This window comes from Annamia dubia NIES-4383, from assembly GCF_055394725.1.
In genome coordinates this window covers 803,246-823,539 of the sequence record NZ_AP025630.1, presented here as the reverse complement: position 1 = coordinate 823,539, position 20,294 = coordinate 803,246, and the positions used below count along the sequence as shown (strand labels likewise).

20 protein-coding genes and 1 pseudogene are annotated in these 20,294 nt (G+C 32.9%); 11 read left to right on the top strand and 10 right to left on the bottom strand.

Annotated features, from left to right (window positions below; all coding sequences use genetic code 11):
• Nucleotides 1-303: 303 nt before the first annotated feature.
• Nucleotides 304-1,206 carry an alpha/beta fold hydrolase gene (locus Anndu_RS03850; RefSeq protein WP_464103101.1) on the bottom strand — a complete coding sequence of 301 codons (903 nt, stop codon included), beginning with the start codon at nt 1,204-1,206 and terminating at the stop codon, nt 304-306.
• Between the two features lie 166 nt (nt 1,207-1,372).
• A complete protein-coding gene (locus tag Anndu_RS03845; RefSeq protein ID WP_464103100.1) occupies nt 1,373-2,107 on the bottom strand; it encodes a hypothetical protein in 735 nt (244 codons plus the stop codon).
• A gap of 209 nt (nt 2,108-2,316) precedes the next feature.
• On the opposite strand from Anndu_RS03845, the gene Anndu_RS03840 reads away from it, so the two are divergent.
• From Anndu_RS03840 to Anndu_RS03830, 3 genes are all read left to right on the top strand, one after another.
• Complete coding sequence (locus Anndu_RS03840; RefSeq protein ID WP_464103099.1) at nt 2,317-2,745, top strand: hypothetical protein; 429 nt, start codon at nt 2,317-2,319, stop codon at nt 2,743-2,745.
• A gap of 213 nt (nt 2,746-2,958) precedes the next feature.
• Nucleotides 2,959-4,173 carry an ABC transporter substrate-binding protein gene (locus Anndu_RS03835; protein WP_464103098.1) on the top strand — a complete coding sequence of 405 codons (1,215 nt, stop codon included), beginning with the start codon at nt 2,959-2,961 and terminating at the stop codon, nt 4,171-4,173.
• Between the two features lie 206 nt (nt 4,174-4,379).
• Nucleotides 4,380-5,330 (top strand): branched-chain amino acid ABC transporter permease, encoded by a 951-nt coding sequence (locus Anndu_RS03830; RefSeq protein ID WP_464103097.1) that lies wholly within the window; start codon nt 4,380-4,382, stop codon nt 5,328-5,330.
• A gap of 24 nt (nt 5,331-5,354) precedes the next feature.
• Here Anndu_RS03830 and Anndu_RS03825 read toward each other — a convergent pair whose 3' ends face one another.
• Nucleotides 5,355-6,359 (bottom strand): LysR substrate-binding domain-containing protein, encoded by a 1,005-nt coding sequence (locus tag Anndu_RS03825; RefSeq protein ID WP_464104030.1) that lies wholly within the window; start codon nt 6,357-6,359, stop codon nt 5,355-5,357.
• Nucleotides 6,360-6,693: 334 nt separating this feature from the next.
• Between Anndu_RS03825 and Anndu_RS03820 the strand changes: the two genes are divergently transcribed.
• Nucleotides 6,694-7,392, top strand: coding sequence for an NnrU family protein (locus Anndu_RS03820; protein ID WP_464103096.1), 699 nt, complete (start codon nt 6,694-6,696; stop codon nt 7,390-7,392).
• Between the two features lie 17 nt (nt 7,393-7,409).
• On the opposite strand, the pseudogene Anndu_RS03815 reads toward Anndu_RS03820, so the two are convergent.
• From Anndu_RS03815 to Anndu_RS03805, 3 genes and pseudogenes are all read right to left on the bottom strand, one after another.
• Nucleotides 7,410-8,435: pseudogene (locus tag Anndu_RS03815) on the bottom strand (IS630 family transposase).
• Nucleotides 8,436-8,717: 282 nt separating this feature from the next.
• A complete protein-coding gene (locus Anndu_RS03810) occupies nt 8,718-9,989 on the bottom strand; it encodes a hypothetical protein (RefSeq protein WP_464103095.1) in 1,272 nt (423 codons plus the stop codon).
• Between the two features lie 77 nt (nt 9,990-10,066).
• On the bottom strand, nt 10,067-10,279 hold the full coding sequence (locus tag Anndu_RS03805) for a hypothetical protein (protein ID WP_464103094.1): 213 nt from the start codon (nt 10,277-10,279) through the stop codon (nt 10,067-10,069).
• Nucleotides 10,280-10,489: 210 nt separating this feature from the next.
• Between Anndu_RS03805 and Anndu_RS03800 the strand changes: the two genes are divergently transcribed.
• The 4 genes from Anndu_RS03800 to Anndu_RS03785 all read left to right on the top strand — a co-directional run bounded on the left by Anndu_RS03800 (nt 10,490) and on the right by Anndu_RS03785 (nt 14,278).
• Complete coding sequence (locus tag Anndu_RS03800) at nt 10,490-10,678, top strand: NAD(P)H dehydrogenase subunit NdhS (RefSeq protein WP_464103093.1); 189 nt, start codon at nt 10,490-10,492, stop codon at nt 10,676-10,678.
• A 76-nt stretch (nt 10,679-10,754) separates the two neighbouring features.
• Nucleotides 10,755-11,420, top strand: coding sequence for an HAS-barrel domain-containing protein (locus Anndu_RS03795; protein WP_464103092.1), 666 nt, complete (start codon nt 10,755-10,757; stop codon nt 11,418-11,420).
• A 31-nt stretch (nt 11,421-11,451) separates the two neighbouring features.
• Nucleotides 11,452-12,657 (top strand): WD40 repeat domain-containing protein, encoded by a 1,206-nt coding sequence (locus Anndu_RS03790; RefSeq protein ID WP_464103091.1) that lies wholly within the window; start codon nt 11,452-11,454, stop codon nt 12,655-12,657.
• Nucleotides 12,658-12,748: 91 nt separating this feature from the next.
• Nucleotides 12,749-14,278, top strand: coding sequence for a YifB family Mg chelatase-like AAA ATPase (locus tag Anndu_RS03785; RefSeq protein ID WP_464103090.1), 1,530 nt, complete (start codon nt 12,749-12,751; stop codon nt 14,276-14,278).
• A 68-nt stretch (nt 14,279-14,346) separates the two neighbouring features.
• Here the strand turns inward: Anndu_RS03785 and Anndu_RS03780 are convergent, their stop codons facing one another.
• Both Anndu_RS03780 and Anndu_RS03775 read right to left on the bottom strand, forming a co-directional pair.
• A complete protein-coding gene (locus tag Anndu_RS03780; RefSeq protein ID WP_464103089.1) occupies nt 14,347-15,564 on the bottom strand; it encodes an ABC transporter permease in 1,218 nt (405 codons plus the stop codon).
• Complete coding sequence (locus Anndu_RS03775) at nt 15,512-16,411, bottom strand: hypothetical protein (RefSeq protein ID WP_464103088.1); 900 nt, start codon at nt 16,409-16,411, stop codon at nt 15,512-15,514. Before Anndu_RS03775 ends, Anndu_RS03780 begins: the two co-directional genes overlap by 53 nt.
• 171 nt (nt 16,412-16,582) lie before the next feature.
• On the opposite strand from Anndu_RS03775, the gene Anndu_RS03770 reads away from it, so the two are divergent.
• The 3 genes from Anndu_RS03770 (at nt 16,583) to Anndu_RS03760 (ending at nt 19,147) form a co-directional block, all read left to right on the top strand.
• Nucleotides 16,583-18,013 (top strand): efflux RND transporter periplasmic adaptor subunit, encoded by a 1,431-nt coding sequence (locus Anndu_RS03770; RefSeq protein ID WP_464103087.1) that lies wholly within the window; start codon nt 16,583-16,585, stop codon nt 18,011-18,013.
• A 340-nt stretch (nt 18,014-18,353) separates the two neighbouring features.
• Complete coding sequence (locus Anndu_RS03765; protein ID WP_464103086.1) at nt 18,354-18,701, top strand: hypothetical protein; 348 nt, start codon at nt 18,354-18,356, stop codon at nt 18,699-18,701.
• Nucleotides 18,702-18,775: 74 nt separating this feature from the next.
• Nucleotides 18,776-19,147, top strand: a complete 372-nt coding sequence (locus Anndu_RS03760) for a hypothetical protein (protein ID WP_464103085.1) — start codon at nt 18,776-18,778, stop codon at nt 19,145-19,147.
• A gap of 24 nt (nt 19,148-19,171) precedes the next feature.
• On the opposite strand, the gene Anndu_RS03755 is transcribed toward Anndu_RS03760, so the two are convergent.
• On the bottom strand, nt 19,172-19,402 hold the full coding sequence (locus Anndu_RS03755) for a DUF4327 family protein (protein WP_464103084.1): 231 nt from the start codon (nt 19,400-19,402) through the stop codon (nt 19,172-19,174).
• 157 nt (nt 19,403-19,559) lie between these two features.
• A complete protein-coding gene (gene purN / locus Anndu_RS03750; RefSeq protein WP_464103083.1) occupies nt 19,560-20,216 on the bottom strand; it encodes a phosphoribosylglycinamide formyltransferase in 657 nt (218 codons plus the stop codon).
• Nucleotides 20,217-20,294: the final 78 nt, after the last annotated feature.

The window sequence follows — 20,294 nt, the reverse complement described above, 5'->3', positions numbered from 1 at the left end:
TAATTTGATTTAGATCAGGGCTAAATAAGTTGATTTGATTTAACAACATTGTGATCGCCCATCTCTATTTTAAAGTTTAAGATCATCAGGTTTAACCTGAAGATTAATTGATTTAGTTGACAGTGTATCGTGATTGGCAAACAAAAGAATCATTATTGTGAGCAATTTTGCAACGAAAAAATAATTAATTGAGATTGGGATAAAACTAATCATTGAAAAACAACGTCAGAGTTAAAGTGATTGTTTACTATTGTGACATATTTTTTCATTATTGGTCATTAGTTATTAGTCATTTGTTTGTTGTCATTGTAACAGGCAAGATGCTTGTACTACTGAGTGATCACCGTGATGGTTTTCTAAAATTGAATTAATTTTAGAACTAACTAGATCGGGGTGTTCTAACATGGCAAAATGTCCACAGTTAGGCAATGTAATCACATTTTGACCTTGATACTCAAATAAACTGTGAAAACTGGCTAAATGATGGACATATTTTAATTCCATGATTTTATCCTGTTCCCCTGCGATAAAATAGGTGGGTTGTTTGAGTTGGGAGACAACTTGAGGTAATAAATGGACTTGTTCCTCGGTGGTGGCCTCTAATAATGATCCTAAAGCGGCCTGTTCATCTGCCCTTACTAAGTCTAATACCCTTTGACGACCCCACGATCGCGCTAAGGGTTGAACTACCATTGTTCTGGCGAATAGAAAATCAATAAAAGGTAAATAACATAACCATTGGGGGCGTTTTTTGACAATTTTAGCCCCTGCATTACGAAAACGCTCAAATTCTTCTTTTAAATAAATGCCTCCCCCCGCATTGACACAGATCACACCTTTAACTTGAGTGGGGCAACAATAGGCATTCCATAACGCAATACTACCGCCTAAAGAGTGGCCAACTAACCATGCTTGTTCAATTTTTAACTCTTGAAGAAGAATTTTTAAATCTTCAGCGTAGGAAGCTAAATCATATTTACAATGATCATTTTGTGGTTTTTTCGGTAAAGAATCACCAAAACCTCTTAAATCATAACTTAAACAAGAGAAATTTTCCGTTAATTGATTGATGATCGGTTGCCAATAATGACGACTTAATAACCAACCATGAATAAATATTAAAACTGGATTATCTGATGATTTAGCATTTTTTGAGGGTATAAAATCATAAACATGGTGAACTCCAGAAATATTAATAGTTTGCATAATTAACAGTAATTATTAGGGAATAGGTAACAGGGAATAGTGAATAAGGAATAGTGAATAGGTAACAGGCAAGATGCCTGTACTACTAGAATAAATAATCTATAATAAATAATCAAATAACCAATAATCAATTGTCAATTGTCCATTATCAATTGTCAATTGATAACTAATATCTTTGACCTAAAAGACGTTGTTTAATGCTTTCAGCAATACGCTGACCTAAATATTCAGGGATTAAACTTTCATTAGGGCCTAATAAATATAAAATTAAACGAGTACGGCCTCGCCATACTAATAGATTAGCATTAACTACCAACAGATCTTCTTGCCATGTGGCATACATTACTTTATAAAATAACCCTGGTTGGTTATCGGCTTCAATTAATAAAGCGGGTAAATGAAACACCGGATCTACATAAAATTCCGTTTCTACTTGTTCTAAACCAGCATCAAGATTAAATTCTACTGCTAACATTTCCTCAACTTCAAAATTTCCTGCTAAAGCTTCACGGATCGCTCGACAAAGATTTTCGGATGTTTTATCCGCTAAAGCTTGACTACCACGAGATACCACCAATTTAATAAAAACTAACATTGGGGGCTTAATTTGACCATAAAGACTTAAACTGTGAATAGTTAAACCGTATGCCGCTAAAACTCCAAAAATATCACTTAATAAAAAAGATTGATTTCGATAGGCAAAATGTAAACCACTTTTTGTGCCTTCTGGTTTAATTTCGATCACCGCTCGTCTTTCTTTATATAAACGGTAAGCTAACTGTAAATTTTGCAACTGAATATCACTGCTGACAAACTGATCGTAAAATTCAGGGAAAGAACGATTAAAGCGTTTGAGCAGTTCAAGGGTGGATGGTTTGAGTGTTGATTGAACACTTTTCATATCAGAGTTTTAGCTATCTATGTTTATAGGGCAATTGAGAAGTAGATTTATTGCACAATCCCGACTTATCATTTACTATTTAATCCTATTAGATCCATTTTAAAATAAATTAATCTTAATTTTTACCCATTGGCTTAAATGGGTTTCAATCTGATCTAAATTTAACGGTCAATTGTTCATTGTTAATTGTTGAACTAAAAATAACTAAAATGACGATCACAAAACAATTATTATTCAGTCTTAGTTTATCATTTTTATGTGCTAGTTGTGGGATGAGCAAATTTTCCCAATGTCAACAACTATTTATTAATGTTAATCAAGCGACTAAGGAGGTGACAACTTTAAACAGTTCATCTAATGATAAGGATTTAATGAAATTTAATCAAGCGGCTACTGCTTTAAAAACATCGGCACAAACTATCGCATCTTTAACTTTAAAAGAGCCGGAATTAATTGAATATCAAAGTAATTTTGTGAAAATTTATAATAATTATGCTCAGGCAACTTTAGAAATTATTGAGGCAAAAGAAAAAATGGATCGAAATTTAGCTAAGATTGCCATAACAAAAGTGCGTGATAACGCTAAACTGGAAAAGGAAACTGGCGAAAAATTACAGGCTTTTTGTTTAAGTAATTAGTCATTTGTCATTGGTTATTGGTAAATTTATAAAAGCAACTCAGTTCAATTTATTGAACGTCAATTATTAGCCTCGTCAATTTATTGCGAGGCGGTGTGGTGCTTTAATTGATAATCTTTTGTAATTTACCCACAATGAAATTAATTTCATTGCTAACAATGATCGTTCAATCAATTGAACTCAGAATTGTATGTTATCCCTAATTATATTTCTATGTTAAAAAAACCTAACTTTATTCAACTATTATTAACTTTTTTTATTACTTTTAGTTTAACTATTGCCTGTAGTCAAACTAACAATAATTCTCCCAATAATACTAATAGTAATAACTCTAATAATATTCCCATTGGCGTTGCAGTTTCTCAAACCAGTAATGTGGCTTTATTAGGTCAAGAACAGATCCTTGGTGTTAAAATAGCGCAAAACTATTTTAATGAAAAAAATGGCGTAAATGGCACCAAAATTTCCGTTATTATTGAAGACTCAGCCGCCGATGAACAAAGCGCTATTAATGCTTTTAATAATTTAATTACTAAAAATAAAGTGGTGGGAATTGTAGGGCCTACTTTATCACAACAAGGCTTTGCGGCCGATCCCATTGCGGAAAGGGCAAAAGTTCCGGTTTTAGCACCATCAAATACAGCTAAAGGTATTCCTCAAATTGGGGAATATATCGCCAGAGTTTCCGCCCCTGTAGCAGTTGTCGCCCCTAATGCTGTTGATCAAGCTTTAAAAATTAATCCTCAAATTAAAAAAGTTGCGGTCTTTGTTGCCCAAAATGATGCTTTTAGTAAATCGGAAAGTGAGACTTTTCAAGAAACAGTTAAAACTAAAAAGTTAGAGTTAGTAACTGTGCAAAAGTTTCAAACTACTGATACTGATTTTCAGTCACAAGCTACGGCCGCTATTAATTTAAAACCTGATTTAATTATTATTTCTGGTTTGGCTTCCGATGGTGGTAATTTAGTTAAACAATTAAGGGAGTTAGGTTATCAAGGTTTAATTATTGGGGGAAATGGTTTAAATACTTCTAATGTTTTTCCCGTTTGTCAGTTAAAATGTGATGGAGTTTTAATTGCACAGGCTTATAATTATGAATTAGATAATGAGATTAATAAGGCTTTTCGGGAAGCTTATAAAACAGAAAATGGCAAAGAGCCTCCTCAGTTTAGCGCCCAAGCTTTTACGGGTATTCAAGTATTTGTTGAAGCCTTAACAAAATTAGATCAAAAAACTAAATTAAATACTTTATCTTTAGAAGAATTACGCACTAAACTTAATCAAGAAATTTTAATAGGAAAATATGAAACAGTCTTAGGTGAAATTTCTTTTACCCCTGAAGGTGAGATCATCCAAAATCAATTTTATGTTGCACAAATTAAGATGGATCCTGATGGGAAAAATGGTAAATTTGTCTTTTTGAAATAACATAAATATAACAAAAAGAAAACGCCCTAACCCTAAAGGGTAGGGCTAGATCAACGAAGCCTGCGCAGGCAGGCTTTGTTTCTATAGCATAAGGCTTTAGCCTTAATGAAATCTTTATTTTATTTAAGTCTGCACACACAGGCTTTGTTTCTGTAGCATAAGGCTTTAGCCTTAATAAAATCATTAATTTAGCTTTTCTTTTAACAATGGATTTTAGTTTATTTTTACAAAATTTTCTCAATGGTTTATCAATTGGTAGCGTTTATGCTATCTTTGCTTTAGGTTATACTTTAGTATTTTCAATCTTAGGAATTATTAATTTTGCTCACGGTGCAATTTTTACCCTTGGCGCATATTTTACCTATACTTTATTCGGTGGAAAATTCGGTTTTAATGGCCTTTTAGCTAACGCCCAATTACCCTTTCAATTACCTTTTTTTCTCGCTTTATTCGTAAGTTGTATTTTAGCAGGTTTAGTATCAGTAATTTTAGAAAGAATTGCTTTTAAACCCATCAGAAATAAAGGCGGAGATTCTTTATTAACATTAGTTTCTAGTTTAGGATCGGCCGTAGTAATTGTTAATTTAATTCAATATTTAGTAGGTGCAGAAATTTATACTTTTCCTGATAATATTTATGGCAATATTCCCACTGCTATTAATTTTGGAACTGCGGAAAATCCCATTAATATTCGTACAGTTCAAATCATTATTTTTGTGGTTTCTAGTGTCATTGTTGGCATTTTAACCTATTTTATTAACTATACTAAAATAGGTAAAGCTTTACAAGCAGTGGCCGAGGATACAACTACCGCTAGTTTATTAGGAATTAATCCCGAAAAAATGATTATGATTACCTTTTTTATTAGTGGTTTTTTAGCAGGTTTAGCAGGTACTTTAGTGGGTTCAAGTGTGAGTATTGCCGGCCCTTATTTTGGGATTAGTTTTGGCTTAAAAGGTTTAAGTATTATTGTACTAGGAGGGTTGGGAAATATTCCGGGGGCAGTGATCGGGGGTTTATTGATCGGCTGTGCAGAAGCATTTATTCCCAGTGATTTTTCCGGTTATAAAGATGCGATCGCCTTTGCTTTATTATTTTTAATGTTATTAATTAGACCTCAAGGTTTATTTGGTAAAAAATATATTCAAAAAGTCTAAAATCAACTAATAACAAATCATCAATTATTCTTCATCATTAGTGATTGACAAAAGATTAGGAGTAATATCACAAGATTTAGTAAATAACTCTTTTTTTAGTATTTCAGGTTTACTAGAAAATTGAGGTAAAATTTCCATCGTAAAAGCTTCGGCCGCTTTAGAACAATAACGACTAGGATTAATAATGACATAAAGATTACGTTTAATTTCCACATCTTTAATTTGAGTAGAATATAAAACATTCATTTTTAATTCTTTTTCAATCGCCGTAGTTGAGACAAAAGCCGCCCCTAAACCTGACTGAACCGCATTTTTAATCGCTTCAATCGAATTTAATTCCATTTCAATTTTTAAGCGTTTAGGATCAATATTACAACGAGTTAAAACATGATCAATCACTTTGCGAATGGTTGATTGGGAATCAAGAGCGATAAAATTGAGCTTATAAAGGTCATCCTTTTGAATAGTAGACACTTTAGCTAAAGGATGATTAATCGGTAAAATCAGAGCCAATTCATCCTCTGCGTATGGAATAACCTGTAATATATCGTGTAACTCCGCTGGCACTTCACCACCAATAATAGCCAGATCTACTTGTCCATTAGCCACACTCCATGAGGTACGGCGAGTAGAATGAACTTGTAACTGTACAGAAACATCGGGATATTTTTGGCGAAATAAACCGATCATGCGTGGTAGTAAATATGTTCCGGTAGTTTGGGAAGCGCCCACAATCAGAGTACCACCTTGAAGATTTTGGAGATCTTCGATCGCGCGACAAGTTTCTTGACAAAGGGTAAGGAGTTGTTCACCGTAACTAAGCAGTAAATGTCCCGCTTCAGTCAATTGCGCCCTACGCCCTCCTCGATCGAACAGAGGGACATTAAGTTGTTTTTCAAGGTTTTGGACTTGTAAACTAACGGCGGGTTGAGAGACATAAAGACTATCGGCCGCCCTTTTAAAACTCCCTTCCGCCGCAATCGCTTTGAGAATACGGAGTTGATCTAAAGTGAAAGGAATATCAGTCATAGAGGTGTAAGGAGAAATAAATAATTCCAATCGTGAGAGTAAAAAACAAGGCTGATCAGTTGACAATGGACAATTGATTAATTTGGTTTATAATTCAACTTCACTCACCAGCCAACCTGCCCTTTAAAATTATTGAATGCTAGTTAAAATTAAACCCTGCTGACTTTGACAGTAACACAGATTGGGCATTTGTGATTAATTTTGTGATTAGGTATAAATAACATAATCAGTAAATCTTAAGTTTAAAGGATTTTAGATTTCGTAATAAGAATAGAATACTGATAAAATTTAACTTGTAACAAAAAATTATTAAAAATTTATAAAAATTAACATAATGAATAATTTAAACTGGTTAACATCTAGTCATTTTGTGATTTTAGGGTTATTAGTAGGTTTTGCGATCGCCCATAGTGGTTTAGCGGCCTTACGCCCTTGGGGGGAGGAAAAAATCGGAGCGAGACTCTATCGAGTTTTATTCGCTTTAGTGAGTATTCCCTTTGCCACCATTTTAATTCTTTATTTCTTAAATCATCGTTATGACGGCTTAATTTTATGGCAATTAAAGAATTTTCTCTTAATTAAACCAATTATTTGGGGATTATCGGCGATTTCCTTTATTTTTCTTTATCCTGCTACCTTCAATTTATTAGAAATAGCGGCCATTCAAAAACCAGAAGTCCATTTATATGAAACTGGTATTATTAGAATTTCCCGCCATCCCCAAATGGTAGGACAGGTGATCTGGTGTATTGCGCATAGTTTATGGATCGGAAGTAGCTTTATGTTAGTAACTTGTTTTGGCTTGATCGCCCATCATTTATTTGCAGTGTGGCATGGTGATCGCCGTTTAGAAAAACGCTATGGAGAAGCATTTTTAAAAGTAAAAGAAAGAACCTCTGTTATCCCATTTGTAGCCATTTTAGACGGGAGACAAACCTTAAAATTAGAAGAATTTTTACGCCCGGCCTATTTAGGAGTAGGAATTTTTGTTTTATTAGTTTGGTATGTACATTTATTATTAATTAATGGTTAGTAATATATATAGCAATCCTAAATAGGTTGTGGCAAAATTCCATATTGATAAAGTTTGGGGAAATCAAATATTTGACCATGCGCAAAAAACTTAAATAGCCACTTTACTATTTTAAATGATTTACATAAATGATAGAATTGTCTAATAAAATTTTTCACTTGTAGCCAAATATCTTCTACCGGATTTTGTTCTGGAGCATTAGGGGCAAATTTATGACAAGTAATTAACCATTCTTCTTCCAATAAATCTTGATTTATTATAGTTAAATACTCCCTAAATTCTTTTGAGTCATGATAGGTTGCTCCATCCCAAAATATTGCTAATCTTTTTCCTTTTCTTTTTGATAGTAAATACTTGATAAATTTGATCGTATTTTCTGTATTTCCACTTTCATATTCTTTGACAATAAATTCTTTAGTTTGATAGTCTAATGCCCCATAATAAGTTTGTCGGCTTTTTTCATTTTTAATGGGAATTTCTATTCTTTGATCTGTTCTTCCCCAAACATAACCTAAAATGTCTCCCCAAAGTAAATGACATTCATCAATCATAAACACTACAAGCTCTCCACTCTCTATTTCTTTTTCCAAATCTCTAATTTTTCACTGATTTCTTTTTTTTTAGCTTCGACTAATTCGTCATTTTTAGCCGGATTCTTTTTTGAGTTTTTTCCAACTTATTTTCGCTTCTTTGAGCAAACTATAATAACTTTGATTGGATTTATAAATAATATTATATTCTCGCTCTAAATAAATTTTTAAATCTGATAATCTTAAATATTCTTGCTCTCTTAACCAATTAATAACTTGGTCTTTTTCTTCTGGTTTTAATTCACTTTTAGTTCCTTTAAACTGTAATTTCAAGCTTTCTACTCCACAAAAAAGAGCTTGATTTTTCCACATACTAATAAAGCTATGAGAAACTTGTAATAATTCTTTTACTTCATGGTATGATTTTCCTTCTAAAATCATTTTGACAGCTAAAGCCCTTTTTATTTCTTTAGCCTCTTTTGTTTGATTGATAAAATCATTTAACTCAGAAATAATGTTCATTTTTTTTTCCTTGAATTTAGATTATAATTAATATTATATCTGTTATGACCTATTTAGGATTGCTATAGCAATCCTAAATTAACAAATAAAAAAATCTTTAACTTTATTTGTAACGACCAATTTAGGACTGCGATATATTATTGAATTAGTCATTTTTAGGTTAAATTATGATAAATTTTTGATAGATATGAAAGAATTTGCTAATCAAATAATACTTGGTGATAGTTTAGAAATAATTGAGAGTTCGATCGAGATTATGAAAAAATATTAAGTCTACTCTAAAGCATCTAAACGCTGTTGAAATTCTTTGGCTAATAAGTCTTGATCTAATAAATCTTTTTCCGTTGAATAGGCAATATTGGCTTGGGTAATTTCTTTTTGTGCCGCAAATTTTTGAGCAAAATTAATTTTTGCTTTCAATTCTGGTGTGGCTTTATTTAGTTTAATCGCTAAATTTTGTCTTTTTTCGTTACGTTCTTGAATTTTATTATTTTTTCCTTTTAACCATAAAAATCTAATAATAGGAATTGTGACAAAACTGGTAGCATAAGCTAATAAAAACCAGAAAATTGAGTCTACAAATGCGACTAAACCCCCTAATTCTTGGGCTAATTCTCCTTGTAATAAAACTCCTAAAGTGATGGCTAAAACAAAATTAACTACCCCCAAAGTAATTACTAATGCTTTTTGACCTCCGGTAGCTTCGGTAAATTTAATAATTTCTTCTCTTAAATAGGCTGATACTGCCTGTTTTCCTTGTTTTTTAGCTGTTACTTGTAATTCGGGAAAATAATAGATTAAATCACCGTCTGGGGAGACTTGAGGATAACCATTAAATTTAGTTAAAACGGGTAAAACATAATCATCCTCATCCATTAATTTAGGGTTAATATCATCTAAATAAGGTGCAACTTGAGGAGCAATAATTGCCCCTTGATTATTACGAATTACCGCTCCAATTTGTTGCCAACGGCGTTCTTCTAGGTTTTCATTTGGATCCCCATCACCAAATAAAAATGAAAAAACTGCTTCTAAGAAATTCATTTGATTTTCATTAGAATTAACTTGAGTTTTAAGGCGTTGACGGCGTTGATAGTGATAATCGGGTGTAAAAATCCAAAAAATATCGGGACTAATCCAAAAATGAGGTATAAAAAAAGAACCGCCCGAACGCCGAGAACTTGAATTATTATCATCTCGACTGGAGTTGGCGGCGATCATAATGGCAATAATGGCCAAAATCATTAAAATAATAGAAATAATTAAAACAATCCCAAAGGATATGCGCACTAAATAAAAGAGAAATTTAGCAATTTTAGCCCATTTTTCTTGAAAGGCAATGCGCCAATATTTATTGCGTAAAATCGTGCGATAATTTTTAGGGAAAAGATAGACGACTTCACCCTCATCTGAAACTTGAAGATGGCCTTGGGCATCGGAAGCCAACGCTAAAAGGCCTTGTTGAGTTAGATTTAATTCTAACCCAGCATGAGAAGCAAGATCACCCACAGTGACACGATAATTAAGTGTTTCAATTGACTTCATAATCAGGGGATTAAAAGTCGTCATATCTTCACCTCAAGAGATACATAGTTATTCTTTCATGGTATCTCAAATTTGCTTTAATAGGCTAATGTTGCTAATGTTTCTTTTAAATAATGTTGAACTTGTTGATCAAGTTCCATATAGGGCGTTTCCAGAACTTCGCTTTGTTCTTGTTGCCAACATTGGAAGCCAGAACTTTTGGCGATCGCTTCTTTTAAGCTTTGCCACATTACTTCATTTTCTGTTACCTGATCGGGTTCAAATCCTGTCATCATATTTGAAATAGCCATTTTCTTTGATATTCCTAGTCTATTAAAATGATTTAATATTTTCTTCTAGCATACCTTAAATTTTTCTAAAATTTGTGTGATTTACTACACATTTTGTAAAAAAAGTTTTCTAAACTTGATTTTTTGTAATAAAATTTAAACATTAGTAATTAATGATTAGTTATTTGTTATTAATTATTAAATAAAATTTAGATTAAGGAGTTAAAAATTATGATTTTACCCGGAGCTACTGTTAAAGTGATTAATCCTGACGATATTTATTATCGTTTTGAAGGTTTAGTGCAAAGAGTAACTGATGGGAAAGCGGCGGTTTTATTTGAAGGTGGAAACTGGGATAAAATTATCACTTTTCAACTTTCAGAATTAGAAAATGTTAATTTAACTGCTAAGAAAAAATAATTATTGGTCATTGGTCATTAGTCATTTGTTATTAGTTAATTATCAATTATTAATGATCAATTATTAATTATAAATAATGAGGATACCCATACCACAATATTCAACATTTGAACATCCACCCCATCATATTGGGGAGGTAATCGAAACATCAACAACTGAATTTTTAGCCCAATGTTTAGACGCAGAAGATCTTAGTTTTCCTTCCATTCCTCCCTTTGGTAGTTTAATTAAATCTTTTGATGAAGAATCAGGAAATAAAGTGATAGCAGTAGTCACATTTGTTACTACTAGCCCCATTGATTCTGTCCACCGTGCAAGGGCTTTGGGTTTATCCTTAGAAGAATTAAGGGAACAACAACCCCAAATTTTTGCTATGTTAAAAACAGAATTTAAGGCAACAATTATTGGTTTTGAAACTCCAACTATTAGTAATAATGGCAAAACACCCCAAGCAGGTATTTTATATCAATATTTACCCCCACGCCCTCCCCAAATACATCAAGGAGTTTATTTATGTGATGATCAAGAAATAATTAATTTTAGTAATAATTTAGATTTTTTACATATTTTATTGGCTGTACAAGGTATTTCACCTGATGCTTTAACGGCCGCTTCTATTCGAGAAATGTATCAATTTAGACGGCGAGATCGGGCTTGGTTAGTGCAAGTAGGTCGAAAATTAAGTTTATTATTAAAAGATGATTATGATCGCCTACGTTATATTTTAAGTCAAATTAATTAAATTATCAATTGTTATCAAGAATTAAATAAAAATGATTGATCAACCTCAAAATTATGATGTTACATTAGGAGGGAAAGCCTATCCTTTAACTCCTTTAAAAAAACTCAATATTAAAGATTTAGAAGAAATAAAAATATTGTTGGCGGGGGGCTATATTGAAAGGAAAATTTTAGCCTTAAAAGAGGCTTTAAAATATGGAGAAGATGGTTTTAATTTAATTATTAATGCGTTAAATGATCCCTCTCCAAAAGTGACTTATATGGCCTATCAACTTTTAAGTCATGCTCAAGAAAATTATGGGAAAAAAGCGTTAAGTAAATATTATGATTGGGAAACTCCTAAAATTTCACTTTTCCAAACTTTAGAAGGTCATAATAATAAAATTACAGCGATTTCTTTTAATTATGATCAAGGAATTATTGTCAGTGCAAGTTTAGATAAAAGTATCAAAATTTGGAGTTTAAATACTGGACAGGAATATTATACTTTAAGGGATCATTCTGAGGTAGTTTCAACTGTTGATATTAGTGATAATGGTAAGATTTTAGTTAGTGGAAGTCATGACAAAACTCTTAAAGTTTGGGATTTAGAAAATGGGGCTTTAATTGGTACAATTACAGGTCATTGTGCTGAAGTTTCTACGGTAAAAATTACCAAAAATGGACAAAGTTTAATTAGTGGAAGTAAGGATCAAACTATTAAAATTTGGAATTTACAAACGGGTAATTTAATTCATACTTTAGAAGGTCATCAAGGTATAATTAAACAGTTAAAATTAATTGATGAAACCTATACCATTATATCTTTAGGTGCTGATAATCAACTTAAATTATGGAATGGTTATACAGGTAAAGAACTTAAAACTATTAAGCTTGATTTTAACCATATTTCTTGTTTTGATCTAAGTGCAGATCATCAATATTTAGCTTGTGGTAATCAAGAGAGAATTATTAAAGTTTTTAATTGGGAAAATCAAGAAGAAATTTTAACTTTATCAGGTCACAATCAAACTATTCATACTTTAGCATTTAGTCCGGGGGGTTGGCCTACTTTAATCAGTGGAAGTATGGATAAAACTATTAAAATTTGGCATCTAAAAACAGGGCAAGAAATACGCTCTTTAGAAGCACATTCTGGAGCTATTTCTGATTTAATAATTAGTCAAGATTGGCAATATATTTTAAGTGCTAGTGATGATCAAACTATTGGTATTTGGAAAGTAGTATTTCAAGAATAACTGAATAATTGACAATGGAAAATGGACAATTGACAATTATTTTTAGTTAAAATTAATATAATTAAATATTAATAATTCCTGATTAAAGACAATGTTAGCAAGAGTTTGGAGTGCTTCGATATTAGGCATTGATGCCGTGAAGGTGGGGGTGGAAGTGGACGTGGCCGGAGGGCTACCAAAAACGGTGGTAGTGGGCTTACCCGATACGGCCGTACAGGAATCACGGGAAAGGGTGAAAGCGGCGTTAAAAAACTCTGGTTTTGCGTTCCCCGTGCGGAAAATCGTCATTAACTTAACTCCGGCGGATCTGAGAAAAGAAGGCCCTATTTTCGATTTACCCATCAGTATGGGCATTTTGGCCGCATCGGAACAGGTTGATCCGATGTTACTAGAGAATTATTTGTTTTTGGGTGAAGTGTCACTTGATGGCAGTTTACGCTCGGTGGCTGGGGTTTTGCCCATCGCCGCCGCCGCTCAAAAATTAGGATTTTCCGGTTTAGTCGTTCCGGCGGATAATGCCAAAGAAGCCGCCGTTGTCAAGGGTTTAGACGTTTACGGCTTCAATCATTTGGGGGAAGTGGCGGATTTTTTAGATCGGCCCGATCGCTATCAACCCGTAGAATTTGATGCTCATAATACTCTTAATAAGGTAAATCAGTTAATCCCCGATCTCAAAGATGTAAAGGGACAAAATCATGCCCGTAGGGCTTTGGAAATAGCGGCCGCAGGGGGACATAATTTAATTTTTGTGGGGCCTCCCGGAAGCGGTAAAACCATGTTGGCCAGACGTTTACCCGGAATTTTACCCCCCCTTTCCTTTCAAGAGGCTTTAGAAGTCTCCCAAATTCACTCCGTAGCCGGATTTTTGAAGGATCAAGGCTCACTGTTAACTGAGCGTCCTTTTCGTAGTCCCCATCATTCGGCCAGTGGGCCTTCCCTTGTGGGAGGTGGCAGTATTCCACGTCCGGGGGAAATTTCCCTAGCTCATCGAGGTGTACTTTTTTTAGATGAATTAACTGAATTTAAGCGTAATGTTTTAGAATTTTTACGCCAACCTTTAGAAGATGGTTTTGTTTCAATCTCTCGTACTCGTCAATCAGTCACATTTCCAGCACAATTTACTCTGATTGCTAGTACAAATCCCTGCCCCTGTGGTTATTATGGTGATCCCCTAGTCAGTTGCTCTTGTAGCCCACGCCAAAGAGAACAATATTGGGCTAAATTATCAGGCCCTTTAATGGATCGCATTGATTTACAGGTGATGGTTAACCGTTTAAAACCGGAAGAAATGACTCGTCAAAGTACGGGAGAACCTTCTGAATCAATCAGAGAAAGAGTTAAAAAAGCTAGAGATAAAGCCTCAGAAAGATTTATAAATATGGCTAATATTAGCTGTAATTCTGAGATGACATCCTCACAAATACGCAAATTTTGTATCTTAGATGAAGCCAGTCGTAATCTGTTAGAGGGGGCGATCAGGAAATTAGGTTTATCTGCAAGGGCGATGGATCGGGTGTTAAAGGTATCTCGCACGATCGCCGATCTAGCGGGAGCCGATCAAATTCAATCTTTTCATGTGGCCGAGGCTATTCAATATCGAACAATCGATCGCATGAGTTAAATATTTTTGTCATTGGTCATTTATCATTATCAATTAATAATTATCAATAATTAATTATTAATAATTAATTATTCACTTCTTAACGCAACAATTGGGTCTAATTTGGCCGCTTGAGTGGCAGGAAATACCCCACTTAATAAACCAATTCCCCCTGAAATTCCTACGGAAATAATAATAATAATTGGGGAAATTGGAGGAGTTAAACTGGTAAAAGTGCCAATTAATAAAAGTCCTCCTACCCCTGTCATTGTGCCGATTAATCCCCCTGTAGCACATAAAATAATTGCTTCAATTAAAAACTGAGTTAAAATATCAATTTTTCTCGCTCCAATCGCTTTTCTTAAGCCAATTTCTTTAGTTCTTTCTATCACTGAAACTAACATAATATTCATTACGCCAATGCCACCAACTAATAAAGAAATGGCCGCAATAATTGCTAAAAATAAAGTTAAAACGCCCGTAATTTTACCAATGGTTTCTAAAATATCTTTTTGAGTTTGCACCCCAAAATCATCTTGATCTTTAATTTTATGACGTAATCTTAATAAATTTTCAATCTGAAATTTGGCCGCATTAATACTTTTTTTATCTTGAGCCGAAACGGAAATAAAAGAAATTTCTAAGCCATAGGGAGAGGTTTTTCCTACTAATTGATTCGCCATAGTTGTCAAAGGAATAAAGACAGTTTCATCTTGATTTGTTCCTAAAAAAGAACCCTTTGATTCCATCACTCCAATCACTTGAAAAGAGGTATTATTAATGCGCATTTGTTTACCAATTGGATTTTCATTATTAAAGACTCTTTCGAGAATTTCAGAGCCAATAACTGCCACCTTTTTATTACGTTTTAAATCAATATCATTAATAAATCTACCTTGGGCTGTGTTAAAACTTCTCACAATTAAAAAAGAAGGAGTTACCCCTGAAATTAAACTATCCATATTTTGACTTTTATAGTTTAAAATACCACGAGAATTAATTTGAGGGGCAACATCTGTAATAGTTGGAACTTGTTTTTTAATCGCTTCTGCATCCGCTAAAACTAATGTTTTTGGTAAGTTAAAAGTTGTCTGTCTAGCTTGACGAGTTCCGGGAACAACAAACAAAACATTTGAGCCTAAAGATTCAAATTGTTCAGCCGTAAATTTTTGAATACCTTGGCCTATTCCTACTAAGAAAATAACGGAAGCATTACCAATAATAATCCCTAGCATTGTTAAGCCACTTCTAAGCTTATTTAAGGCTAAGGTTTTTGTCGCCATTTTTATATTTTCTAAAATGTCCATTGTTAGTAATTAAGGTTATTTTTAAAATATTTTTTTGAGGAATAAAAATCGAAAGAATCAATAATAAATATTCTTCTATATTATAGCGCATAATATATAACAATAAAGATTTTATCCCTTTTTGTTGAATTTTACGCCAATAAAAAACAATGGTACTGATTAAATTATTCAATCTTCTGCCAAAATATTCCTTTTGAATACCCCCCGGATCTAAGCGAATTAAATGGGGATTATAATTATCTTTGTTTAAATAATTCAGGGAATTTAAGTTATTAATTTTGGCAAATTCTTCATAATAAATACCCGCTCTATTTTCCGGTTTTTCTTGTTCATCAATCCATTCCCAAACTGCCCATTTTTCCGATGCAAATTGAAATTTTGCAAAGTCTTTTGTCACTTCATTTGCTTTAAAATAAATCCCTAAAGCAATCTCCGCCCAGTTACCATGATGCCACACAAATTCAGGATCAAAAAATACTTTAAAGGCCAAATTTATCTGTTCATTAATAATTAAATGAGCCACTCGGCCGATCATTCCTTCTCCAATAATTTCCACAGAAATTTTAATAAGATTAATTTGATTTTCCGTTAAATAATCCGATGGTAAAATAAAATTAGTTTTAAAACCAATTTGACTAAAATTTAAAATATATTTAGCTAAATCATCAAAAAATAAACGCCATTCTTTTAAATTTATGCTAGAATAAGGATAATTTATCTGAAAATCAGGGGCAAAAAAATAAAGCTGGTTTAGTTGATATTTGTGTTTAATTGTTTGACATTGATGATAAAATTGATGGGCGCTTAATAATTGCTCTTGTGCTTCTTGAATAATTACTTCAATCATGGTTTTTTTTGTTATTATTTGTTATAATTTTTCAGTAATTAAGTTGGGATCAATTATATAGCAATTTTTAATGGCTTGGGATCAATCAACTATTTTTTTTAAGTTCTAATCTTTTGTTATCAATCACAAACAAAGAACAACAAATAATAAATAATAAAATCTTGAATTTTTATGACCTTTCTAAAATTAAAAATTTTTAAATCCCCTTTATTTTGGTTATTTCTAATTGTAATCATTGCCAGTATTATAATTGGTAAAACCGCTTATGTTAAATTAGAAAATTCAGAAAATCAAAATAATTTAACAGAAATGACTGTAATTGTGGAAAAACAAAGTTTAGGAGTCAAAGTTCAAGCTAGTGGCACAGTTGAGCCGATCCAAAATGTTAATATTAGCCCTAAAAATCCGGGTATTTTAGCTCAATTATTAGTGGAACAGGGGGATTCCGTCAAGCAAGGCCAAACCGTAGCTATTATGGAAAATGCTCAGATTCAAGCTCAAATTTTACAATCAGAAGCGAATTTAAACAGAGCTTTATCCAACTTAGAACAGGCTAAAATTAGAATACCATCAGAAATTAAGCAATTTAAACTTAAATTAGATCAAGAAATAGCTCGGTTAGAAGAAATAAGTAAAAGAATACCCAGAGATTTAGATCAAGCTAAAGCTAAAATTACTCAAGCCCAGTCTCGCTTAGATTTAGCTCAAATTAGACTAAATCGCTATGAATATTTAGAAAAAGAAGGGGCAATTACCACTGATCGTTTAGATGAGGTGATTAATGAATATAACAGTGCTAAAGCTAATCTTTCCGATTTGCAACAACAACAGGCTCAAATTGAACAAACTACACCCTCAGAAATAAGTCAGCAAGAGGCCGTAGTTAATAACGCTCGAATTGCTCTGAAAGAAAAAGAGGATAATGCGGCTCAAGAAATCAAATTATTAGAGGCGGAAGTTAACTCAGTTAAAGCTCAGTTAAAACAGATAGAAATTCAATTTAGGGATACCATTATCACTGCCCCTTTTGAGGGAATTATTACCCAAAAATTCGCCACTGTGGGGGCTTTTGTCACTCCCACCACTTCCGCTTCTAGCACGGCTTCTGCCACTTCTTCCTCAATTTTAGCCTTAGCCCAGGGCTTAGAAATTATTGCGAAAGTGCCGGAAATTGATATGGCTCAGTTAAAAGTGGGGCAGGGGGTGGAAATATTGGCGGATGCCTTTCCCGATGAGACTTTTAAGGGGAGGATCAAGAGAATTGCCCCTGAAGCCATTGTCGAACAAAATGTTACTTCTTTTGAAGTGGCGATCGCACTCTCAACGGGAGAAGAAAAATTACGCTCAAAAATGAATGTAGATGTAACATTTATTGGCGAGGATATTAAGAATACATTAGTAGTTCCAACGGTGGCAATTCTAACTCAAGAGGGTAAAACCGGAGTATTAATCGCAGATAAAAAGGGACAACCTAAATTTATTCCCGTAGTTTTAGGCTTAACATTAGAAGATAAAACTCAGATTTTACAAGGTTTGAAGGCCGGCGATCGCATTTTTATTGATTTACCAGAAGGATATAATCAGAAAAATCAAGATGAGTAAAATTTTGTAATTTGATCAAGCTTCATTAATCATTTTTTGAGCAAGGCCTCCCCGTTTTCAATTAGCAATTAAAACTGTAATAGTTTCATTTTTTATTCTTTCTAAATAATGACCTAAATCTTGGCCAATCTAGGCACAAATTAATTAATAAAAACTTTCTGAAAATTGATTTTATTAGTTAATAGTTATTAATTTGGCAAAATATCTTATGATTAAAAACAAAATATATATTCATAATTGATAATAATTTAATCTATAACTTCAAAAACTAATCATTCTCAACTATACTTTAAACAGGTTAACAATTTTTTTGAATTTTCAATTTTAAAATAATCTTAATATGGCACATCTTACCTTAAATCTAATTCAAGGCTCAGTCGTTTTTAGCTTTTCTCCAGAAGGTGCAAAAAACTTAAAACAAGAAATTCAAACTTTAATGGAAAGTCTCAAAACCATTGCCACCAATACCAGTAGTGGAGTCAAACGCCCCTCCCCTCAAAAATCAATGGAATACCGTTATACAGGGGAAATTTTTTTAGAAGTATTTTGTAATCCAAATATTTATCCTAGTCCTTTTGCGGCTAAAGTCTTATTAACCCTCAGAGATGACAAAATTCGCATTACCACTGAAGCCGATTTAACTCAACTGATCCAAGACTTAGATCAATATTTAAACTCTGTTGTTTAAATTTTGCGTTGCTTAAAACTTTTTGATACTTTAGATATTAAGTATTAACTCATTAATAACTTTTTTTATAAAAAATGAACAATCATCCTATTTTTGATTTTGTCCAAAAAGGTTTTCGGGTAACGATCGGTGCCACTACCGTCTTACTTGAAACTTTACAAGATACTCACAAAAGACAAGAAACTTTCTCCCAACTGCAAACCCAATGGAATGAACTGGCTCACGAATGGGCGAAAAAAGGCGAACAAACTGAAGAAGAAGCCCGTCAGATCATTAATAAAATCTGGAATCAAAAACAGAACACCTCAAGGGGTGACAAGCAAACTGTTACTACCGTTGACGTTTCCTCTACCACTTCTGAGCCAGTTGAGTCAGACATTAAAAACTTAACTCAACAACTGATTGAGCTTAGACAACAGTTAGAAGATTTACGTCAAAATCAATAAAATTAAGCAGTTAACAGTCATCAGTTAGTCATTATCCCATTCTTCATAACCAATTAAATCTCCGATGCGATCGCGCAGAAGATAATCACCTTGTTCTAACTCAGACTCCAAAAAAACCCACTCTCTAGGGGGAATATGTTGGCATAAAACATAAATCGGCTGACGGCGACTAACTGTCCCCCTTTCCACAAGATGACGGGCTTCGTCTTGTAGTAATTTGATGGAATACTGACATTTGGCTGTTGAAATAATCATGTTTTTAATTTTTGTAAATTTATATACATTTATTTACCTATCTTAATCAACTTTTCCATAAGTGCAAGATTAAAATATAGCTTTTTTGAGTTAACCAAATGTTAACCAAAAGTTATACTCTTGAGAGAGTTTTTAATTAAAATAGGCGGTGGTAGAACTAAAAAACCGATTTTAATTCTTCATTTTTGGCAACCAAAGCAATAGCTAAAGGATAGATTTTATGTTCTTGAATTTGAATCCTTGCGTGTAATGTTTCGGGACTATCATCAGGTAAAATAGGTACGGCCGATTGTATAATGATTGGCCCATTATCCACCTCTATACTAGCAATATGAACCGTACAACCTGTTATTTTAACCTTAGCATTTAAAGCCTGTTCAACACCGTTAATTCCCCTAAAACTAGGTAATAAACTAGGGTGAATATTTAAGACATGATTAGGATAGGCATTTAATAAAACTTCAGTAATTATTCTCATCCATCCTGCCATAATGATCCAATCTATTTCATATTCTTTAAAAACTTCAACTATGGCCTGATCTAATGCTTTTCTAGTTTTAAATTCTCGATGATTTAATAATATACAAGGAATGCCATATTTTTGCGCTCTTAATTTAACTTTTGCGTCAGGATTATTATAAATAACTACACAAATTTTAGCATTCAATTTTCCTTCTTTGATAGCTTGGGCGATCGTCTCAAAATTACTGCCACTACCCGAAGCCATTACTCCTAATTTAATAGTTTTTTCTAGTGGTAAATCTTCTAAACTTAGATCAGCAGAAAGAAGATAATTGTTCTCAATATTAGTCATTTTTTGATTGATTAACTTATAACACTTAAATGATAATCTTATTATTAATTAATCATTGTCAATTGTCAATTATTAATT

Coding starts and splice junctions, on each gene's coding strand:
- Anndu_RS03850 (WP_464103101.1), bottom strand. CDS start 1,206: ATGCAAACTATTAATATTTCTGGAGTTCACCATGTTTATGATTTTATA.
- Anndu_RS03845 (WP_464103100.1), bottom strand. CDS start 2,107: ATGAAAAGTGTTCAATCAACACTCAAACCATCCACCCTTGAACTGCTC.
- Anndu_RS03840 (WP_464103099.1), top strand. CDS start 2,317: ATGACGATCACAAAACAATTATTATTCAGTCTTAGTTTATCATTTTTA.
- Anndu_RS03835 (WP_464103098.1), top strand. CDS start 2,959: ATGTTAAAAAAACCTAACTTTATTCAACTATTATTAACTTTTTTTATT.
- Anndu_RS03830 (WP_464103097.1), top strand. CDS start 4,380: ATGGATTTTAGTTTATTTTTACAAAATTTTCTCAATGGTTTATCAATT.
- Anndu_RS03825 (WP_464104030.1), bottom strand. CDS start 6,359: ATGACTGATATTCCTTTCACTTTAGATCAACTCCGTATTCTCAAAGCG.
- Anndu_RS03820 (WP_464103096.1), top strand. CDS start 6,694: ATGAATAATTTAAACTGGTTAACATCTAGTCATTTTGTGATTTTAGGG.
- Anndu_RS03810 (WP_464103095.1), bottom strand. CDS start 9,989: ATGAAGTCAATTGAAACACTTAATTATCGTGTCACTGTGGGTGATCTT.
- Anndu_RS03805 (WP_464103094.1), bottom strand. CDS start 10,279: ATGGCTATTTCAAATATGATGACAGGATTTGAACCCGATCAGGTAACA.
- Anndu_RS03800 (WP_464103093.1), top strand. CDS start 10,490: ATGATTTTACCCGGAGCTACTGTTAAAGTGATTAATCCTGACGATATT.
- Anndu_RS03795 (WP_464103092.1), top strand. CDS start 10,755: ATGAGGATACCCATACCACAATATTCAACATTTGAACATCCACCCCAT.
- Anndu_RS03790 (WP_464103091.1), top strand. CDS start 11,452: ATGATTGATCAACCTCAAAATTATGATGTTACATTAGGAGGGAAAGCC.
- Anndu_RS03785 (WP_464103090.1), top strand. CDS start 12,749: ATGTTAGCAAGAGTTTGGAGTGCTTCGATATTAGGCATTGATGCCGTG.
- Anndu_RS03780 (WP_464103089.1), bottom strand. CDS start 15,564: ATGGACATTTTAGAAAATATAAAAATGGCGACAAAAACCTTAGCCTTA.
- Anndu_RS03775 (WP_464103088.1), bottom strand. CDS start 16,411: ATGATTGAAGTAATTATTCAAGAAGCACAAGAGCAATTATTAAGCGCC.
- Anndu_RS03770 (WP_464103087.1), top strand. CDS start 16,583: ATGACCTTTCTAAAATTAAAAATTTTTAAATCCCCTTTATTTTGGTTA.
- Anndu_RS03765 (WP_464103086.1), top strand. CDS start 18,354: ATGGCACATCTTACCTTAAATCTAATTCAAGGCTCAGTCGTTTTTAGC.
- Anndu_RS03760 (WP_464103085.1), top strand. CDS start 18,776: ATGAACAATCATCCTATTTTTGATTTTGTCCAAAAAGGTTTTCGGGTA.
- Anndu_RS03755 (WP_464103084.1), bottom strand. CDS start 19,402: ATGATTATTTCAACAGCCAAATGTCAGTATTCCATCAAATTACTACAA.
- purN (WP_464103083.1), bottom strand. CDS start 20,216: ATGACTAATATTGAGAACAATTATCTTCTTTCTGCTGATCTAAGTTTA.